At 45.2% G+C, this 17,029-nt stretch carries 16 protein-coding genes; 9 read left to right on the forward strand and 7 right to left on the reverse strand.

Translation table 11 applies throughout. The features are described from left to right. Positions 1–65: 65 nt before the first annotated feature. The 4 genes from pepT to ACLVWU_RS04775 form a co-directional block, all read right to left on the reverse strand. Entirely contained in the window at positions 66–1,292 is a 1,227-nt protein-coding gene (pepT, locus tag ACLVWU_RS04760; protein ID WP_413577745.1) for a peptidase T, read from the reverse strand. A 2-nt stretch (positions 1,293–1,294) separates the two neighbouring features. Further along, entirely contained in the window at positions 1,295–1,789 is a 495-nt protein-coding gene (locus tag ACLVWU_RS04765) for a hypothetical protein (RefSeq protein ID WP_413577747.1), read from the reverse strand. 126 nt (positions 1,790–1,915) lie between these two features. Further along, positions 1,916–3,679 (reverse strand): tetratricopeptide repeat protein, encoded by a 1,764-nt coding sequence (locus ACLVWU_RS04770; RefSeq protein ID WP_413577748.1) that lies wholly within the window; start codon positions 3,677–3,679, stop codon positions 1,916–1,918. A gap of 192 nt (positions 3,680–3,871) precedes the next feature. Continuing rightward, a complete protein-coding gene (locus tag ACLVWU_RS04775; RefSeq protein ID WP_413577749.1) occupies positions 3,872–6,034 on the reverse strand; it encodes a multicopper oxidase domain-containing protein in 2,163 nt (720 codons plus the stop codon). 286 nt (positions 6,035–6,320) lie between these two features. On the opposite strand from ACLVWU_RS04775, the gene ACLVWU_RS04780 reads away from it, so the two are divergent. The 3 genes from ACLVWU_RS04780 (at position 6,321) to ACLVWU_RS04790 (ending at position 8,498) form a co-directional block, all read left to right on the forward strand. Next, positions 6,321–7,040 (forward strand): TIGR02147 family protein, encoded by a 720-nt coding sequence (locus tag ACLVWU_RS04780; RefSeq protein WP_413577750.1) that lies wholly within the window; start codon positions 6,321–6,323, stop codon positions 7,038–7,040. A gap of 5 nt (positions 7,041–7,045) precedes the next feature. Continuing rightward, complete coding sequence (locus ACLVWU_RS04785; RefSeq protein ID WP_413577751.1) at positions 7,046–7,939, forward strand: hypothetical protein; 894 nt, start codon at positions 7,046–7,048, stop codon at positions 7,937–7,939. 223 nt (positions 7,940–8,162) lie between these two features. Further along, complete coding sequence (locus ACLVWU_RS04790) at positions 8,163–8,498, forward strand: hypothetical protein (RefSeq protein ID WP_413577752.1); 336 nt, start codon at positions 8,163–8,165, stop codon at positions 8,496–8,498. Here the strand turns inward: ACLVWU_RS04790 and ACLVWU_RS04795 are convergent. After that, positions 8,495–9,298: a TIGR02147 family protein gene (locus ACLVWU_RS04795; protein WP_413577753.1), complete on the reverse strand. Its 804-nt coding sequence runs from the start codon at positions 9,296–9,298 to the stop codon at positions 8,495–8,497. The genes ACLVWU_RS04790 and ACLVWU_RS04795 overlap by 4 nt on opposite strands. A gap of 126 nt (positions 9,299–9,424) precedes the next feature. On the opposite strand from ACLVWU_RS04795, the gene ACLVWU_RS04800 reads away from it, so the two are divergent. From ACLVWU_RS04800 to ACLVWU_RS04815, 4 genes are all read left to right on the forward strand, one after another. After that, complete coding sequence (locus tag ACLVWU_RS04800) at positions 9,425–10,414, forward strand: hypothetical protein (RefSeq protein ID WP_413577754.1); 990 nt, start codon at positions 9,425–9,427, stop codon at positions 10,412–10,414. Positions 10,415–10,497: 83 nt separating this feature from the next. Next, positions 10,498–11,766: a phosphoribosylglycinamide synthetase C domain-containing protein gene (locus ACLVWU_RS04805; RefSeq protein ID WP_413577756.1), complete on the forward strand. Its 1,269-nt coding sequence runs from the start codon at positions 10,498–10,500 to the stop codon at positions 11,764–11,766. Positions 11,767–11,787: 21 nt separating this feature from the next. Further along, complete coding sequence (locus ACLVWU_RS04810) at positions 11,788–12,534, forward strand: substrate-binding domain-containing protein (protein ID WP_413577757.1); 747 nt, start codon at positions 11,788–11,790, stop codon at positions 12,532–12,534. A 115-nt stretch (positions 12,535–12,649) separates the two neighbouring features. Next, complete coding sequence (locus tag ACLVWU_RS04815; protein ID WP_413577759.1) at positions 12,650–14,149, forward strand: FMN-binding glutamate synthase family protein; 1,500 nt, start codon at positions 12,650–12,652, stop codon at positions 14,147–14,149. 63 nt (positions 14,150–14,212) lie between these two features. Here the strand turns inward: ACLVWU_RS04815 and ACLVWU_RS04820 are convergent, their stop codons facing one another. After that, the gene (locus tag ACLVWU_RS04820; RefSeq protein WP_413577761.1) at positions 14,213–14,665 is read right to left on the reverse strand and encodes a hypothetical protein; all 453 of its coding nucleotides are present in this window, start codon (positions 14,663–14,665) and stop codon (positions 14,213–14,215) included. Between the two features lie 282 nt (positions 14,666–14,947). On the opposite strand from ACLVWU_RS04820, the gene ACLVWU_RS04825 reads away from it, so the two are divergent. Beyond that, positions 14,948–15,604: a substrate-binding periplasmic protein gene (locus tag ACLVWU_RS04825; RefSeq protein ID WP_413577762.1), complete on the forward strand. Its 657-nt coding sequence runs from the start codon at positions 14,948–14,950 to the stop codon at positions 15,602–15,604. A 42-nt stretch (positions 15,605–15,646) separates the two neighbouring features. Here ACLVWU_RS04825 and ACLVWU_RS04830 read toward each other — a convergent pair whose 3' ends face one another. After that, positions 15,647–16,012 carry a DUF1428 domain-containing protein gene (locus tag ACLVWU_RS04830; RefSeq protein ID WP_413577763.1) on the reverse strand — a complete coding sequence of 122 codons (366 nt, stop codon included), beginning with the start codon at positions 16,010–16,012 and terminating at the stop codon, positions 15,647–15,649. A 323-nt stretch (positions 16,013–16,335) separates the two neighbouring features. On the opposite strand from ACLVWU_RS04830, the gene ACLVWU_RS04835 reads away from it, so the two are divergent. Continuing rightward, on the forward strand, positions 16,336–16,881 hold the full coding sequence (locus ACLVWU_RS04835; protein WP_413577764.1) for an Hsp20/alpha crystallin family protein: 546 nt from the start codon (positions 16,336–16,338) through the stop codon (positions 16,879–16,881). Positions 16,882–17,029 lie beyond the last annotated feature (148 nt).

The raw sequence follows: 17,029 nt of genomic DNA on the forward strand, positions 1-17,029 counted from the left end.
TTGCGAAAATGTTATCGCAAGAAAAAGAGCGCCACTAGGACCTGTGTTATCAGTCAGACCAGGAGCTATTTTGCAGCAAGCAGGCAAATTCTTTCGGCCAGTTCGTAAGACTTTACAAACGAATGAATTGGCAAAAATTCGTACTTGGAATGAAAGTTTAAGGCGCCCGTGAAAAAGTTCGGAGTCAGAATGCCTTTGGCGGAAAGGGCCGCGCCATCGGTGCCTCCGCGCATAGGAATTACTTTCGGTTCCACGCCGATCTCTTTAAGTCCCGCAAAAATCAAATCAATGGCTCTGCGGTCTTCACCTAAAGCGCTGCTGATATTGGAATAAGTGTCTGTGATTTTGCAGGTGATCCCAGCGGTTGGATACTTGGCACGAATGGCAGCTGTGGCCTCTTCAATTTTCTTTTTGCGTGCAGCAAAGCTGTTCAAATCAAAATCGCGAATAGAAGCGGTGAGCTTTGCTTCCTGTTGAGTCGCCGTCATGCCATTAAACCAGATATAACCCTCGCGGCCTGCGGTGTTTTCCGGGGTTTCCGTGCGATTAAAAAGACTGATAAAATCCTGCGCCATCAGAATCGGATTCACCAAAACACCCTTGGCTGACATCGGGTGAGCGGTCACTCCAGTGAAAGTCATGTCGGCTGTCGCGGCATTGAAATTTTCATAAACCACTTCACCCAGCTCACAACAATCAATGGTATAGGCAAAATCCACATCAAAGCGCTTAAGGTCCATGGCTTTGGCACCCAGAAGGCCAATTTCTTCGTCAGGAACGAAGGCCACTACGATGTCGCCGTATTGTTGCTTGTCAGTCAAATTCGCAAGCAAAGTCATGACCACTGCGACCGCGGCTTTATTGTCAGCACCCAGCACGCTTGTACCATCACTGAAAATGATGTCTTGGCCTTTGTAGGGCAAAATCTCGGGATGTTCAGACGTGCGTAACCAGATGTTTTCTTTTTTATTTAAGCAAACATCTTCGCCGGTGAACTTTATAATTTGCGGATGAATGTGCGGGCTTAGTCCCACGTCGACTGTGTCAATATGGGTGATGAAGCCAATGCGTGGTCCACCTTTTTTAGTGCCGGGTTTAACGGCCGTCACCGTGGCATTTTGATCGATAACAATATTTTGCAAACCCAAAGCGCGCAGCTCTTCGGCTAAAAGTTCCGCCATTTTTTGTTGGCCTGGGGTGCTTGGCAACGCGGCCACGTTGTCATCACTTTGTGAGCTAACGGCCAAATAACGAAAGAAACGCTCTGTAAGTTGATCTGCAATGCTTTTCATAACTATTCAGGATCTGGTGCAGTGCTGGTTTCAGTCTCTGCGCCATTGCTTGGGGCATTGCCTTCATTTTCGCCGTCTTCGCTGTCGTTTTCTGATTCAACAGACTCTTCAGGTGGAAGTTCTGTTTTCGTTTCCTTCAAAGTTTCTTCTTTGATGGAAGATGGTGTTTTTGCCAGCACTGAATTGCAGGAAGGTTTTGCTCTGAAGAAATGCTTCCACATCTCCTCATCAGCCTTGCCTTTGATTTCTGGAGTTTGCAGTTCAGATCCCATGTAGGAACCCGCTTTGGAATACTCTTTAAGACGTTTTAGTTTGCGTGGAATTTTACGTTCCCCATCGCACTCGCCCTGAGAGGCTTTTCCGCCTTCCGCAATAAAGCTGTACGCTTTTGGCGGAGACTTTCTTTTGGCCCAAGCTAAAGAGCCCGGGCTTAGCATCGGTTGCAGGCACAGTACGGTCGTATAGGTCACAAGTTTTTTAAATTTGGCATTCCACATATCAAAAATGCTAGCAGGAATTATCCGGGGTTCAAGGGAATCTAGTTAAAATAGTGGGGTTTGTTTTCGATTTTCGTTCCAGTTTATAAAAGGATAGGCCTTCGGAAGGCCTTATCTTACATTAACTTATAGAGCGCGATCAGTCTGTTTCTGGTTAAAGACGATTTTTTGGATTTTACCGCGAAGCTGGCTTGCGCGCTTTTGATCCTTGGTGAGCTCGGCCGCCTTGCTGTACATCGCATTGGCTTTGTCCGTTTGTGATCCCATCGCATAGGCATCCGCCAAGTGTTCCGCGATAATGGCTGCTGAAGCCTGGTACTGGTGAGCTTGCTCCAGCACTTTGATAGAGTCCGCGAACTTTCCTTGTTTAAACAAAACCCAACCCAAAGTATCCAGAACATAACCGTCTTTTGGATTTAGTTCTGAAGCCCGTCTTGCGAGCTTCTCCGCCTCTGGCAGATTGCGATTTAGCTCGGCCAAAGAGAACGCCAGATAGTTCATGCTTTGCACGTGATCGGGTTCCAGTTCCAGAACCTTTTTCATTTGCGCGATCATGTCGTTTTTCTTACCCAAACGATCCAGCACCAAAGCGTGACGGAAAAGCATTTCCACATTCTTGGAGTACTTCGTTAAGCCTTGCTCAAGCACGCGGGCGGCGCCCAAGTAGTCAGCTTTTGCATCCAGTAACGACGCATGCATCGTATAGACCTGGGGTTTGTCGGCATTGGCTTTCAATGCATTTTCAGTGACGTTCAAGGCCTGGTTGATTTTGCCCATGCCTTTTAGAAGATGGGCTGCGTGCACGATCGACTCGCTGAAATACTCGCTGTTTGCTGGAATCATTGTGTAGTTACGAATTGCATTCTTCGCATCACCAGTTTCTTCATAAACCGCTGCCAGATAGTAACGGGCTGAATCCGCTTTCGGGAATTGATTGATAATATCGTTAAGTTTTGCAACAGCCTGGTTGTATTGCTTTTGCTCAACCAGGATCAGGGCCATCTTTAGCAGCATCTGCTGGGATGGAAGTGTGTTTGCCACGATCAAATCGAATTGCTCGTAGGCTTTTACGTTGTTTTTGTCTTCGATGTACATTTGCGCCAGTTGCTCGGCAACTTTCGCATGAAAGCCATTCTGTTTTTGGAATTGCAGGATCACAGCGTAGGCTTTGCTGCGCTCGTTTTGCAGGGAATACAGATTCGCCAGTGTCAGCACGGCCTCTTCATAATCAGGTTTGATTTGCAGAGCCTTCTTAATAGCTTTTTCAGCTAAAACTTGATTTTCAGAACCCTTTTGATCCAAGTACATCAGACCAATGTAATAGTGAACCTCTTCCGGGCGTTCCAAACCTGGTTTTTTAAGCAAAGACAAGTATTGTTGCTCGGCCTTTTTGTAATCTCTTTTATCAGAATACAAAGCACCGATCAGGATCGGGGCCTCTTGATTCTTGGGATTGATACGAAGTACTGCATTGTATTCAGCAATGGCTTTGTCGTGGGCTTTATCAGCCGTATACAGACGCGCCAACACCAAATGTGGATCAATGCTGTTTGGATCTATTTGAACACCGATTTCAGCATGGCGAATTGCTTCAGGAAGCTTATCTACTTTTAAGTATTCGGCCGCCAGGCGCATGTGCACTGTTGAAGAGTTCGTATCCAGGGTTGCGACCTTTTCGAATTCTTTGATAGCGCGTGTGGCTTTGCCTTCACGGCTGTACATTTCACCGACGATGAATTGATAGTCCGCCTGGGCGCGAATATTTAAGGGATCTGTGGCTGACGTCGGAGCGACGATGCTTTGAACTTGTTGTTTTATTGGTAAACCCGCGCAAGCGGTAAGTGTGAGCAATAGACCAATACTCGCAGTGTTTTTCATGAATAAAAGCATCTGTTCTCCTTGTCAGGATACAGTGTAAATAACTTTGCTGATTTATAATAAATTTGTTGAAGATCGAGGGAAGGTCTCGTCTTTTATCTAAGTATCACAAGCCTAAAACTAGCCATAGATGCGGGTTTTGGGTGTTTCACAATTTGAATGAAAGGATGTTTCGTTTAAAGTTGGCGCCTCAATGCTCTCAACCTAGAACTGATATTCAAGTCCGGCACCTAAGCTGTCATTGGTTAACATCAAACCCGCAGCCCAAGACCATCGCGGAGAATACATAAGTGACAATTCGTATTCAACTTCGTGATCGCCATTGTGGTCTCCAGGACGCCAAGTAAGATCTAAATCGGAAAAGACCATCTTAGTCCACTGAAATTTGCGCTCGAGATCCAGACGGAATTGACCTTCGTGGTTAAGAATGAAGTTGGTTTCAATCATCATTGGCCAGAAATAGCCAACACCAATTACTGCGTGGGCTTCGTTGCCATACGATGTGCCGCCTAAGATAAGATTGGTCCACTTATCGAACCATCGTCTATAGAATAAATCGGCTTCGTAATCCCATTGCTCTTTAAAATCGTAATTGAAATTTTCTCCTTCAATATTTGCACCTTCAACGCGGGCAGAAAACTCATTCCAACTTTGGGAGACTCTAAAGTTTCCCTCTAAGTGATTTGATGAAAGCTCCGCCTTGCCGTAAGTGTACCAAGGATCTTCCAAGTGGTGATCGTGCTTGTCATAAAGAGACATTTCACCCTCAGGTTGAAAATTGGAATAGCGTATGACCCGGGCCATACCAGCAACCATGTGATAAAGGTTATGGCAGTGAAGCATCCATTGGCCCACTTCATCTGTATAAAACTCAATTGTACGGCTTTGCATAGGAGGAACATCAACTGTATGTTTCCACGGAGAGTACTGACCATTTTCGTTTAAGACGCGGAAGAAGTGTCCATGCAAGTGCATCGGGTGGTGCATCATGCTATCATTTTGAAAAACGATGCGCACTATTTCGCCGGGGTTCACCGTCAGCAGTCGGTCTTCGCTGATCGTTTTCCCATTAATATGCCAGACATAGCGCCGCATATCTCCGTCTAAGACAAGTTTAAGATTATGGATTTTGGCGTCTTTTGGAGAATTGATCGGTGTCAGAGCCTTGATTTTATCGACGGTAAGGGATTCGGTCACCTTTACATCAGTTGCAGGTTTGGATTCCGTGTGGCCGGCGCCGTGATCCGTCCCGTGAGTCATTCCGTGATGCATTTGATGTGACGGGGGCTCCACAATCGGTTTGCTGTGATCGGTACTGTGATCCGTTCCTGCCATGGAATGGTCCATGGTGGCATAAAGGTCAGGTTTTGGTACATCGCGAGCCAAAACCTTTTCCCCCATTCCAATAAAGGCCGAGGCGTGACCCGTACCATCCTGAACCGTGGCACGTAATTCATAGTTCTTATGCGCAGGAACAGTAAATAAAACGTCGTAAGTTTCGGCCATACCCATCAATAGTTCATTAGCTTGAATTGGTTCAATGTCATTACCATCGGCAGAAACAACATTCATGGGGATACCCCCAAGGGAGACGTGAAAATAACTGGATGATGAAGCATTGATAATGCGAAGACGTACTTTTTCTCTTGGATGGGCTTCGATAAGTTGTGATTCTCTTTTGCCATTGATTAAAAAAGCATCGTATCCCACGTCGGAAAGGTCCATACCTCCCATGCGAGTCCATTCGTTTTTTAGCTGGTTGTTTAGTTTGTCCTGGCTTGCAGCTTCTCCGTACGAACGAAGAGTGCCTTTTTTATAAAGATAGTAGTCGCCGTCTTTTTTTAGATTGCGCAGAATTCTGTCAGCATTTTCATCAGACCAATCACTGATCACTACAACAGCGTCTTTATCCGCTTTAATAGTTTCCTTTTTTGGATGAATAACGATGGCACCAAAAACTCCCTTTTGTTCCTGAAGCATAGTATGGGAATGGTACCAATAGGTCCCGTTTTGTCGAATGGGGAATTTGAAGGTGCGGGACTTGCCAGGATAAATGGGTGGAGTGTTTACAAAGGGCACCCCATCTTCCAAAGGTGGAAGCAGTATTCCATGCCAATGCAAAGAGACATCTTCATTGGCATTCTTTAATTCGTTACGCACAGTAATTTCCGCATCATCGCCCTCAGTAAACTCCAAGGTCGGCGCCGGAATCCCACCGTTCACCGTGAGGGCGAAATCAACATCCTTTTTGCCGCTCATGTTCACGGTTTGATTTCTAATCACGAGTTCATATTTGACGGTCTTTGCTATGCCTGAGAAGGGGAGTGAAAGTATTGAAACTAAAGTGAGGATCCATAAGTGATTCATAGCATGCCCTTTTTTATTACTATGTCGGACGAAGACATTTTGTGACAGTTCTATGAAAAATACCGTCAGATTACAGATGTGCTAAAAGCCCGTTTTAGATTTCCACCTTGGTGCCTAGGCCGATGGAGTGGCTATCGATAACGGAAATATGTACCGTAGCGTACTCGGGCTCTCCTCCCCAAGACCCTGTACTTTCTACTCATCCGCCATTTCGAGTTTTAAGTCGAAACGGTATGTTTCGATCTGCTATTGCGCTTTTGGGGGGAGTCTAATATTACCTCTCTCCATGACGCAGCTTAAAGACATTCTAAGACTGACATATAAAAAGCGCTATAGCTTGAATCCCAAGTATTCGCAGAACGCGTTTGCCCGGGATTTGGGGGTTAGCCCCACAGCCTTGTCGCAGTTCCTTTCAAACAAAAGGGATCTTGCGCCAAGAAACGTGGTGCGCGTGGTGGAAGCCTTGGGTCTGCCTTTTAATATTGCCCAGGAAAAGCGCGAATCAGACACATCACACTTTGGAGCAAAGCTTGATGTCGACGTGTTTTCCTTGATCGCTGAATGGCATCACTTTGGAATCTTAAATCTGGTTGAGGTTAGTTCCATCAAATCTGCTGGCGATATTTCCAAACGCTTGGGTATTTCAGAGAAAACAGCAGAAGAAGCTTTAACCCGACTTATGGAGTTGGGCATGCTGGAAAGAAGTCAGAAGGTTTATAAAAGAACCGGTAAGACCCTGGATGCCGGAACGGATATTCCGTCTGCAGCTCTTCGTCGCCACAACCGCGAAAAGATGGAGCTTGCCATCGCATCCCTGGAAACGGTTGCTCTAGAAGAGCGTGACGTCTCGTCACTTACTTTGGCTTTTGATCCAAGTAAGATGGCAGATGTTAAAAATGAAATCACAAAATTTAAAAAAAGAATCTATAAACTTTGCAAGTCTGGCCAAGCTCGCGAGGTTTACTCAATGAACGTACAATTTTTCCCTCTATCTAAAAAAGGATAATCAAAATGAAACATTTATTGATTTTAGCCACACTTCTTTTCGGCCTTCAATCTCACGCAATTATTATTGGCGGAGACCACGCAGGTAATGGCGGTAACGATGTTGGTATCGAGTTTGAATCAGCTTTCAACCGCGCGATCAACAATATCAAAAGAAGCAACATTCCTGGCATGGAGCGCTTGGCGCAAATGGATCTGACACCATACCTGACTGAACTGAAAGTGATCGTGGTCAATGAACCCCTGGAAGTGACTGTCGGCAACCAAACTCAGGAATGCGTGGCGATCAACTATCGTATTCAGCAAACTGTAAAAGTGAACAGCACCAAGTGGAAAGAAATCCGCAGTGAAAGTGTTAAAGAAGGCATCGCTTTGCACGAGATCCTAAGTCTTGTGGGCTTGGAAGAGTCAGGCAAGTACACGCACTCCGCTCGCTACCTGTCTTTCTTCTCTGTGGATCCAGCCACGACTTACCGAACGTATCCGGTTTCTTCGGGCGATCTGCAAATCTCTAAAATCGAAGATGACCGTGTATCAGCAGCAAACATTGTCAGCAGCATCCCGGTTGTTCTTCCTAACCATGATGTGACAGCTAATTTGTTGACGGTATTCGCTGGCGGAGCCGCGGGCATGAGTCGCATTATCTTCACGATTTCAGACTCCAGCGAAGCTCAAGCGGGTCGCGATGGTCAAAACAGTGTCACTTACGACATCACTTACGTGAACAACCCACCAACTGACATTAAATTGGCAAAAGTGTCGGAATACTTCTATAAGATTTCTTTTAATGTGGTTGCCGTGATCTATAAAGACGGCGAGTTCTCTTACAAAGATAAATTCGTGACAGCGGAAGTTCGCTTGGACAACAACTACGTCATCTCTGAAGTAAAATTCAAATAGTCAAAACCCCCAAAGCGCCGTTCTGATAAAGAACGGCGAATTCAATTATAAGCCAGGGATTTCTTACTTGCCCGTCTAAAGCTTAGCCAATGTGACATATTTTTGCATCTCCGCAGTTATAAATACCTTCAACTTATAACATCTTAGATATGGGTATTGCCCTTTGCCCGAACTATATTTGTTTTCAGAAAAGCGGAACTTAACAAACCCTCAAGGAGCTTATATGAAAACAGTTAACACGAACTTGGTACTTGCATTGGTATTTGCCTTCACAGCGATCTCTGGCACAGCTCAGGCTGCAAGCAGACCTTCAACGACTATTCTTGCAAAAGGTGCCGAAGCCAAGGCGATGTACGACTCCATGGACTCACGCGAAAGAACTGTATACTCTGCAAAGTCATACGGTCCGGTAACAAAATATAAATTGCAGAACCTAACAAATACTTCTTCGAACAAGCTTTCCGAAGGTGAAGATGGGATTGTCTGCGAAAAATACCAGGCACCTGAAGTGATTAAAGAGGTGGGAACTGACTACCTTTGTGCTTTGATTAAGCTTTAAACTTCAAAGAGATCAATATTCAGGCAGACGACTTCTTCGGCTGGGGAGTCGGCCACGCGCTTTGAAACGTTTTTGATCACTTCCAGAAGCTCATTACGGATGATTTCGAAGTCTGCTTTTGACAGCGACATCGGAGACGTCAGGAAAATATCACCTTCGCGAGCCTTCTCGCTGCGGCTGATACTTTGCAGTCGCCAGTTTTTGGAATGCATCAGATTTTGCGGTGAACCTTTTGAAACCAAAGTGCGTTGGGCGCCCAGTCGATAGAGAACGCCTTCTTTTTCCAGAAGGCCTTTTTCTGTCATAAATGCCAGCATGCTGGTGAGGTCTTTAGGTGCGACATTGAACTTGTTGACGATATTTTCAAAGGTAGCACCTTTGCCGATCGAGCAATGCATGCGAATTGCTGAGTAAAGCCAGCTCGAATAGAAGAGGTTCATTTCGCTTTCAGTCAGGGGCAAAAAGCCACTCATGTGATTTTTGACTTTCAGCGCCTCGATCTTCAATGAATCAAGCTTGGCTTTAAAGAACTGTTTAAGGTCAGTGGTTCCGGCTCTTGAGAATTGCACTATTTGGATGAGGTAGTCAGACTCCAGGGCCGTAAGCTTTAGAAACTTACAAAGTTTGTAAGCCTGCTCCAGTGAAAAATCTTTTTGGCCGGCGAGCACCTGACTGACATGGGCTTGGCTCATGTCCAATTCTTCTGCGAATTTACTGATGATGCCCCAGCCTTTGCGGGGTTGGTTTTCAATGTAAACCTTCAGGAACTCACGATAGTCTGTATAGTCAAAAATGCTCATGGTTTACTTAACGGTTTTATCTGACAACTCTTGATCAGTCTCATTTTGAGACAGTGCTTTGGCATAGATAGTGAAATTCAGACTGGTCGAGAACGATTTACTCTGGCTATTGCCACGGGAGCAAATATGCGCAAAACGACAAAATATAAAGTCATCTTCCTTGCTCAACTAATAGCCATGGGGCTGCCATTTTTCGCCTATTCCAATGAATCTATGAGTTTTAAGGCTCACAATCTGCCACCGGCAGCAAATAGCCTTAATGCGGATTCGTCAGTGGATACGATCCAAGTTAATAAATCTGTATTGGACAACGATGATGAGCAAAAGACATTGGAAATCTTCCGCTTGGAAAAGGACCGATGGCAGGAAATCAAAGGAATGAAAATTAGAAATTATCTGCAGGGCGGACAAGATCTAGGTGGCGGAAACACCTACGAGGCAGAGTTTAAATCTATTGGACAATACCTTCTGACAACTTTACGTGGCTTCGCTAACTCCGAAATCAACACGGACAAGCTCGATGTAGCGGTCCGCGATGTTAAAATCATCGCCACTAATGATCGCTTGGTTCTAAACGGTACCGAGCGCCACGCCATCAACAGTCTTTCAAAGAAAGTTATTGTGTTGTCCTCGCAAAACTGGAAAAAACTCACTGTCGCTCAAAAAAAGACACTGGTGCTTCACGAGTACTTAAGATTTTGTGAGGTAGATGATTCCAATTATACTATTTCCGGCCGTTGGGCTGCTGCAGAGAAGTTGACTTTGATACCGCCTGCGGTCGCAAATATTTATCATCAAATCGACTTGCCGAAAAGTGTATGGGAAATAGAAGGCCGCGTTGCAGGTACAAAGATGGATTTGGAACCGACAGAGATGGTTTATGTTGCCCATGATAGTGCGATTAACGTAAAGAATATGCCGGTTTTCAGGGTTTTTGTTGCTGATCCGATCCTGACCACTCAAACCGTCTACTATGGATCTCGTTGGCTTGAAAGTCTCTACAGCGAATCCGAATTGCCAAAAGCCGAGAAGTGTCTGAAGAAGCTCAGCCGCAAGGAACCCCTTATGCACTTTGTGGTCGGCGAGAGACACATGAACATTATCGATTGCTGGTAAGCGGTTCGTAGCCCGGCCTTGAAGTGTTAAGAAACAGAAACCTCGAGGCCTATTTTTCCTCTGAATCGTTTTACAATACGGGGATGAAATTTCTATTCGTCACCCGTTGGTCTTCACTTCATGCTCTGGCTTCGCAAATCATAAAAGAAGGCCACGAGGTCAAATACACGGTCCTTTCGAAAACCGAAAAAGAAGTCGGCGACGGCTTTGTCGAAAAAGTAGATAACTGGGAAGAACATAAATCCTGGGCCGATGCGATCATCTTCGATGACTCTGATTTCGGGGATATTTGCGAACGCCTTCGTAAAGAAGGTCATAAGGTCGTTGGCGGCACCAAGTACTCTGACAAACTGGAATTTGATCGGGAGTTTGGTTCGGAAGAAATGAAAGCTGCGGGACTGACTAAAATTCCGTCATGGGAGTTCCAGGATTTTGACAGTGCGATCCAGTTTATTAAGAATACTCCCGGTCGCTACGTCGTTAAGCCCAGTGGTAAAGCGCAGAATGATAAAGTGCTATCTTACGTGGGCCAGGAAGAGGACGGCAAAGACGTCATCACGATCCTTGAGCGCTATCGCAAGGGCTGGGGGCGCAAGATTCGCAGCTTTCAAATTCAAAAGTTTGTATCTGGCGTGGAAGTCGCGGTCGGGGCTTTCTTTAACGGCAAGAAGTTCATTCTACCAGCGCTTATTAATTTTGAACATAAAAAACTAATGAATGGTGACATCGGTCCCTCGACGGGCGAGATGGGCACCACGGGGTTCTGGGCAGAAGATACCAAACTTTTTCGCGAAACCTTGCAGAAGATGGAATCTCGCATCGCGGGCTATGTCGGATACTTTGATATCAACTGTATTGTGAATTCTCGCGGTGTGTATCCATTAGAGTTTACACCTCGCTTCGGGTATCCGACTTTGAATTTGCAGCTAGAAGGAATTCTGTCGAAGTGGGGTGAATTCATGTACGCCCTGGCAGCAGGGCAGGATTTTCAGTTGCGCACTAAGAAGGGCTTACAGCTTGCGGTGGTGGTCGCGGTGCCGCCGTTTCCGTTTAGTGACGATAGCACCTTCAAAAAGTTTTCCGAGGACGCTCCCGTGGTTTTTAAAAAGCCCATGTCAGACGGCGTTTATCCCTGTGAAGTGAAACGCGTCGACGGGGAGTGGTTGTTAACGGGGACCTCGGGATATTCAGTGGTGGTATCCGGGGCAGGATCGACGATGGAGGATGCTCGTAAAGAGGCATACTCCAAAATCAAAAACATCCAGATCCCCAATATGTTTTACCGAACCGATATTGGCGAGCGCTGGCATCGGGATAGTGATTTGCTTCAGACTTGGGGAATGTTGACTTAAATTATTTTGGGGGAAAATGACATGTTTAAGTTTCTATTAACAACGGCAGTATTTATTTCCGGTTTTTCAACTCAGGCACAGGTGACAGGTACCTTGATAGTTTTGGGGCCTGGTGGGCCGGCACCAGCAATGAAAGAGTGTGCCAGTGTGTTCTCGACCGCCAAGAAAGTCGATGTCCAGGTCAAAGCCGGACCGATGGATAGTTGGCAGGCAGATATTGAAAAGGCCGATGTATTCTACTCGGGTTCAGAAAATATGATGGATTCCTTCAAAGATAAGATCAGCAATCTGGATAGTTCGACCATTCAAACTCACTACATTCGGCCGTCGGCGATTTTGGTTAGACCAGGCAATCCCCTGAAAATCAAAGGCGTGAAAGATCTGGTTGATCGCAAAATCAAAGTGATGGTGGTAAACGGTGCCGGGCAAATTGGGATGTGGGAGGATATCGTCGGACGCATGAAAAGTGCGAAGGCCTTAAATAGTTTCCGCGGGAATATCGTCTATGAAGCCAAGAACACCGGTGAAGCCGACAAAAAGTGGAAAGAAGATCCCAGCATCGAGGCCTGGCTGGTTTTCAATATTTGGGGCACACGCAACGTGGAAAGCGCCAAAATAATCCCGACCGAAAAGGACTTAACCATTTACCGGTCTATGGGCACGGCCCTGTCTAAAGGTACAAAACAGAAGGAACTCGCGCAGGAGTTTGTGAAGTTTATTTCTGAAAAAGACTGTAAAGGGATCTTTCAAAAGCAGGGATGGATGTAATCGTGAATGTTCTTCGGATCTAGTGTATCTCAGAGATCAGTCTTGAGTCCAAAGCCTCTGTCTTTATACTTAAAAGTTTTGTATATTGAGCTTTGATTTTAAGCGAGGCTCAATAATGAGAAAAGAGTTTTACATCGCCCTTGTGGCTGTGTTGGCGTTGAATGTTCTGTTTTATTACTATTGGACGATCGGGCTGTTATCTCTCTTCTTTTTCGTACCGTTTTTCGCGTTGGGTATTCGTGACATCCGTCAAACTCGCCACGCGATCAAATCAAACTTTCCAGTTTTTGGTCACTTCCGTTACCTTTTGGAATCGATCCGTCCCGAGATCAATCAATACTTTATTGAATCCAACACCGACGGTCGTCCGTTCAATCGTGAACAGCGCTCCGTGGTTTATCAGCGTGCTAAGAAAGTCTTAGACACAGTTCCGTTCGGGACTCAGCACGACGTTTACAAACAAGGCTACGAGTTTGTGACTCACTCGATGTATCCAAAACATGTCAGTGAAAAAGATCTGCGTATCACCGTGGGTGGGGAGAAGTGTACTCAGCCATACTCTTTGTCGCTTTTGAATATTTCTGCGATGAGTTTTGGTTCGCTTTCCACGAATGCGGTTCGCTCGCTTAATGGCGGCGCGAAAGACGGTGGCTTTGCCCACAACACGGGCGAGGGTGGTATTTCACCTTATCACTTGGAAATGGGCGGCGATCTGATTTGGCAGATCGGTACCGGCTACTTCGGTTGCCGTACTCATGCCGGGGATTTTGATCCAGAGCTTTTCAGAAGAAACGCAGCTTTGCCGCAAGTGAAGATGATCGAGATCAAGCTTTCTCAAGGTGCAAAGCCTGGTCACGGCGGGATGCTATCCGGTAAGAAAGTGACTGAAGAGATCGCAAAAATCCGTAACGTCCCAATGGGTAAAGACGTGATTTCGCCTCCGGGCCACAGTGCATTCCATGATGCGCCCGAGATGCTGGCGTTCATTGAAAAATTGCGCGAGCTTTCTGGTGGCAAGCCTGTGGGTATTAAACTGTGCTTGGGCCATCGCCGTGAATTCGAAGAATTGGTTTCCTTGATGGCTGCTCAAAACTCATTCCCTGACTTTATCGTCGTCGACGGTGCAGAAGGCGGGACGGGGGCAGCTCCCTTAGAGTTTTCAAACTACATGGGTATGCCAGGTATTGATGCCTTGGTGATTGTGGTCGATACGCTTAAGAAATTCGGCGTTCGTAACAAAGTAAAAGTTCTAGCGACCGGTAAAATCACGACAGCGTTCGATATCGTGAAGCTTCTTTGTATCGGCGCTGATGCGACTTATGCCGCTCGCTCGATGTTGTTGGCTTTGGGTTGTATCCAGGCGCTTCGCTGTAACAACAATAAATGCCCAACAGGGGTGGCAACACAGGATCCGAACCTGGTTAAAGGCCTTCACGTACCGACCAAGCGCGAACGTGTTAAGAACTTCCACCGCGAGACCTTGGGAGCGACGGCACACATCATCGGTGCGATGGGCTTTTCAAAACATCAGGATCTAAGCCGCTCGGATTTATATAAGCGTATTGATGAGACTCACATCAAGTCATATCAGGAACTATTCGCTGATTCGGTTTAGTGGTTTGATTCTGTTGAAAATGAAAAAACCCTGGGAGACCAGGGCTTTTTTTGTTTCTGAGGCTTACTGTTCTTCGAAGGTAAAGATAGGTGAGGCTTTTTCCAGTAACACACTTACCGTTGGCAAACCCGATTTCGGGAATAGCTTACCCTTAGTGTTGCAACTAGCAGAGGCAATTAAGTAGTAACCATCTGCTGCTTGGTAAGACATCTTAACGGCAGTGATGCCATTTGTTGGAAAGCCGATAGTATCGCCATCTTTCCAAGCTTCTCTTTCGCGTGCGTAGTAGTCGACTTGCAATTGAGTGCCTTTTTTCAAGGTAAACGGGCGACCAGCGTAAAAGCCTGCAGTGCAGTCCGGTTTGCCCATATCAATTCCAACGTAGTAGGTGTTGTTGTGGTCTGGAGTTCGGGCAACGATGTCTTGTTGTACTGTTAAGGTGCCAGATCCCTCATAGTCAGTTGCGAACGATACGCTTGAAAGCAAAAGCATTGAAAGTGCGATAAGTGTTTTCATATAGAGCTCATCCTTTAATAAACAAATTTACCAAGTCGGCATTTCGATGATGTTTATAAGTCATCTTGATGCGCGGTGATATATGAATTTTATTAATTAAAGGAGGAGCTTCTTTATCTTTTATAAAGCCCGTAAAGGGGCGTTATTGTGATTATCACGCAGACCAATGGTGCTTGTTAAAATGCAGTTCGCGTGCTTTATTTTCTAAGTTTTATTTGATCCGATTATCATTGGTTAAATTCTTGAGATTGGAAACATCGGATGCGGATATTCTGTCTTGTTATGGCCTTTTTGTTTTCAGTGCGGTCTAACGGTGCAATCTGCTCGCAGCCGTTGAAGATCGCTGTCGCAGAGAGCTGGCCTTCCTCAGTGTTGGAAAATCTAGCCCGCTATCGACAGCCCTTCAAAGAAATTGGCTGTACGGTCGAATATCAGAAAGTTCCTCTTTCTCGTTCGTTGCAGATGGTTTCCAATGGTAAGCTTGATGGTGACACATATCGGATCGCGGGGTTTGAAAAGGATTATCCACACCTTATTCGAGTTGCAACTCCCATGGCGCGCTTCGGATACTACTTATATAAAATGAAGATGGCATCGTTCAACATTGATCAGCCTAAATCTCTGGCTGGACATAAAACGTGCATCACTTTTGGAAACAGATTAAGACGTCAAATTTCCAATGAGCTAAAATTGCAGGTCCTAGAGGCGGCAAATACTTCCCAATGCTTGAAAATGCTCAAGACCGACAGAGTAGACGTGTTTATCGGGCCGCGGCTGGAGGTAGAGGATCCAGCATTTTGGAATAGCAAAGACGAATACATGCGGGCGGAGAAGCCCTATGTGTCGACCAATCTGTATATTTATCTTCATGAACGGCACAAAGAAGTTGCAAAGAAACTTGAGAAAGTTCTGGGAAAGTATTTCATTACTGATGAATAGGAGCGGGAATTCGGGCGTCACCTGGTGACACCCGTGATAGCTTTACTTTTTGTTGCTGACTAGAACCTTAAAGCCACCGGTAGAGAATCTTGTCATCGAAAAGACCTCTTCAAACTTTTTCGGATCCATTTTTGCTAATTCTGCATGAACTTTTTTGTTCACTTGAACGCTGTGGGCTTTCGATTTGTAAACGATGAAAGCAAAAACAACAGTTTCGTCTTTCTTTAGTTTGCACAGTTTTGTAAATGTAGTTCCATACGGTATATCCAATTTATCGCCGATGCACTCATAGTAATCCAGGGCGCCGTACTTCATCCACGTCTTCATTCCCATGGTAGCCATCTTTTTATATTTCTTTACGTTCTTCTTCTTAATCGGAATCACATAACCATCAACATAACGAGCCATACAAACCCCCAAAGGTGAAGGTTTATTGAAGCATGGTTAGGAGGGGATGCCAAAAAAGAAAATCCTGTTCTGTCAGAACAGGATTTTCATTTTAACAATAGTGAAATGTGGACGCACTTCTGCTGAAGCTTGTTTGTGTGTATGCGTAGCTAAAGAGCGCGACACTTTCAACAATCAAGTCGTTCTTAAGCGCCCTAAAGTGGATCGATAAAAAAAGTATTTGATCAACTTGACAGACTTTTTGAGGAGCTCAAGTTATGCGCAGAATGGATTAATACAAAAAGATCCAAGCTAACAGAACCATTAACCATAGGAGGTACAAAATGAGAATGTTAAGCCCACTATCAACAGACTGGTCATGGACACGTCGTAGTTTATCTCCCGATCGTAGGGTAAATGCGTTTGACGATTTTGATCGCGTTGTTGAAAGTTTTTTGCTGCCAAAGTATGCAAGTACGGTAAATTTTCAGCCAAGCTGCGATATCCATGAGGGAAAAGATCAATACTTAGTTAGTTTTGATATGCCTGGCCTAAAAAAAGAAGACATTAAAGTTGAAGTACAGGGCAGTAACTTGGTCATTTCAGGTGAGCGCCAACGTGAAGTGAGTGCGCAAGATGGTGATGCCACAATTTACCACGAGCGTGCTTACGGAAAATTCGAACGAACTTTTGTTATGCCTTCATCTATCAATGCGGAGAAAATCGAAGCCCACTACGAAAATGGTGTTTTGAATGTGGCGCTTCCTAAGGCAGAATCAGCAAAAGGAAGAACGATTCAAATCCAAACTGAACAAGATGGCATCTTCAGCAAACTTTTAGGCTCTAAAAAAGAATCGACCAAAGAGCTAAAGGACGTAAAAGTTTCTTAAATTCTTTCAAGAGTGGCTGCTCCAATTTTGGACAGCCACTTCTGGAGTTTAATCTCCGCTAAATATTTGAAATATTTTGAAATATTTAAACCAGCTTGGATCCTAAAAAAAATCAAAGGACCTTACTTGACATTTTTTATAGGTAATT

The organism is Bdellovibrio sp. HCB290 (genome assembly GCF_047305925.1).
In the GTDB taxonomy this organism is placed as follows: domain Bacteria; phylum Bdellovibrionota; class Bdellovibrionia; order Bdellovibrionales; family Bdellovibrionaceae; genus Bdellovibrio.

Coding starts and splice junctions, on each gene's coding strand:
- pepT (WP_413577745.1), bottom strand. CDS start 1,292: ATGAAAAGCATTGCAGATCAACTTACAGAGCGTTTCTTTCGTTATTTG.
- ACLVWU_RS04765 (WP_413577747.1), bottom strand. CDS start 1,789: ATGTGGAATGCCAAATTTAAAAAACTTGTGACCTATACGACCGTACTG.
- ACLVWU_RS04770 (WP_413577748.1), bottom strand. CDS start 3,679: ATGCTTTTATTCATGAAAAACACTGCGAGTATTGGTCTATTGCTCACA.
- ACLVWU_RS04775 (WP_413577749.1), bottom strand. CDS start 6,034: ATGAATCACTTATGGATCCTCACTTTAGTTTCAATACTTTCACTCCCC.
- ACLVWU_RS04780 (WP_413577750.1), top strand. CDS start 6,321: ATGACGCAGCTTAAAGACATTCTAAGACTGACATATAAAAAGCGCTAT.
- ACLVWU_RS04785 (WP_413577751.1), top strand. CDS start 7,046: ATGAAACATTTATTGATTTTAGCCACACTTCTTTTCGGCCTTCAATCT.
- ACLVWU_RS04790 (WP_413577752.1), top strand. CDS start 8,163: ATGAAAACAGTTAACACGAACTTGGTACTTGCATTGGTATTTGCCTTC.
- ACLVWU_RS04795 (WP_413577753.1), bottom strand. CDS start 9,298: ATGAGCATTTTTGACTATACAGACTATCGTGAGTTCCTGAAGGTTTAC.
- ACLVWU_RS04800 (WP_413577754.1), top strand. CDS start 9,425: ATGCGCAAAACGACAAAATATAAAGTCATCTTCCTTGCTCAACTAATA.
- ACLVWU_RS04805 (WP_413577756.1), top strand. CDS start 10,498: ATGAAATTTCTATTCGTCACCCGTTGGTCTTCACTTCATGCTCTGGCT.
- ACLVWU_RS04810 (WP_413577757.1), top strand. CDS start 11,788: ATGTTTAAGTTTCTATTAACAACGGCAGTATTTATTTCCGGTTTTTCA.
- ACLVWU_RS04815 (WP_413577759.1), top strand. CDS start 12,650: ATGAGAAAAGAGTTTTACATCGCCCTTGTGGCTGTGTTGGCGTTGAAT.
- ACLVWU_RS04820 (WP_413577761.1), bottom strand. CDS start 14,665: ATGAAAACACTTATCGCACTTTCAATGCTTTTGCTTTCAAGCGTATCG.
- ACLVWU_RS04825 (WP_413577762.1), top strand. CDS start 14,948: ATGGCCTTTTTGTTTTCAGTGCGGTCTAACGGTGCAATCTGCTCGCAG.
- ACLVWU_RS04830 (WP_413577763.1), bottom strand. CDS start 16,012: ATGGCTCGTTATGTTGATGGTTATGTGATTCCGATTAAGAAGAAGAAC.
- ACLVWU_RS04835 (WP_413577764.1), top strand. CDS start 16,336: ATGAGAATGTTAAGCCCACTATCAACAGACTGGTCATGGACACGTCGT.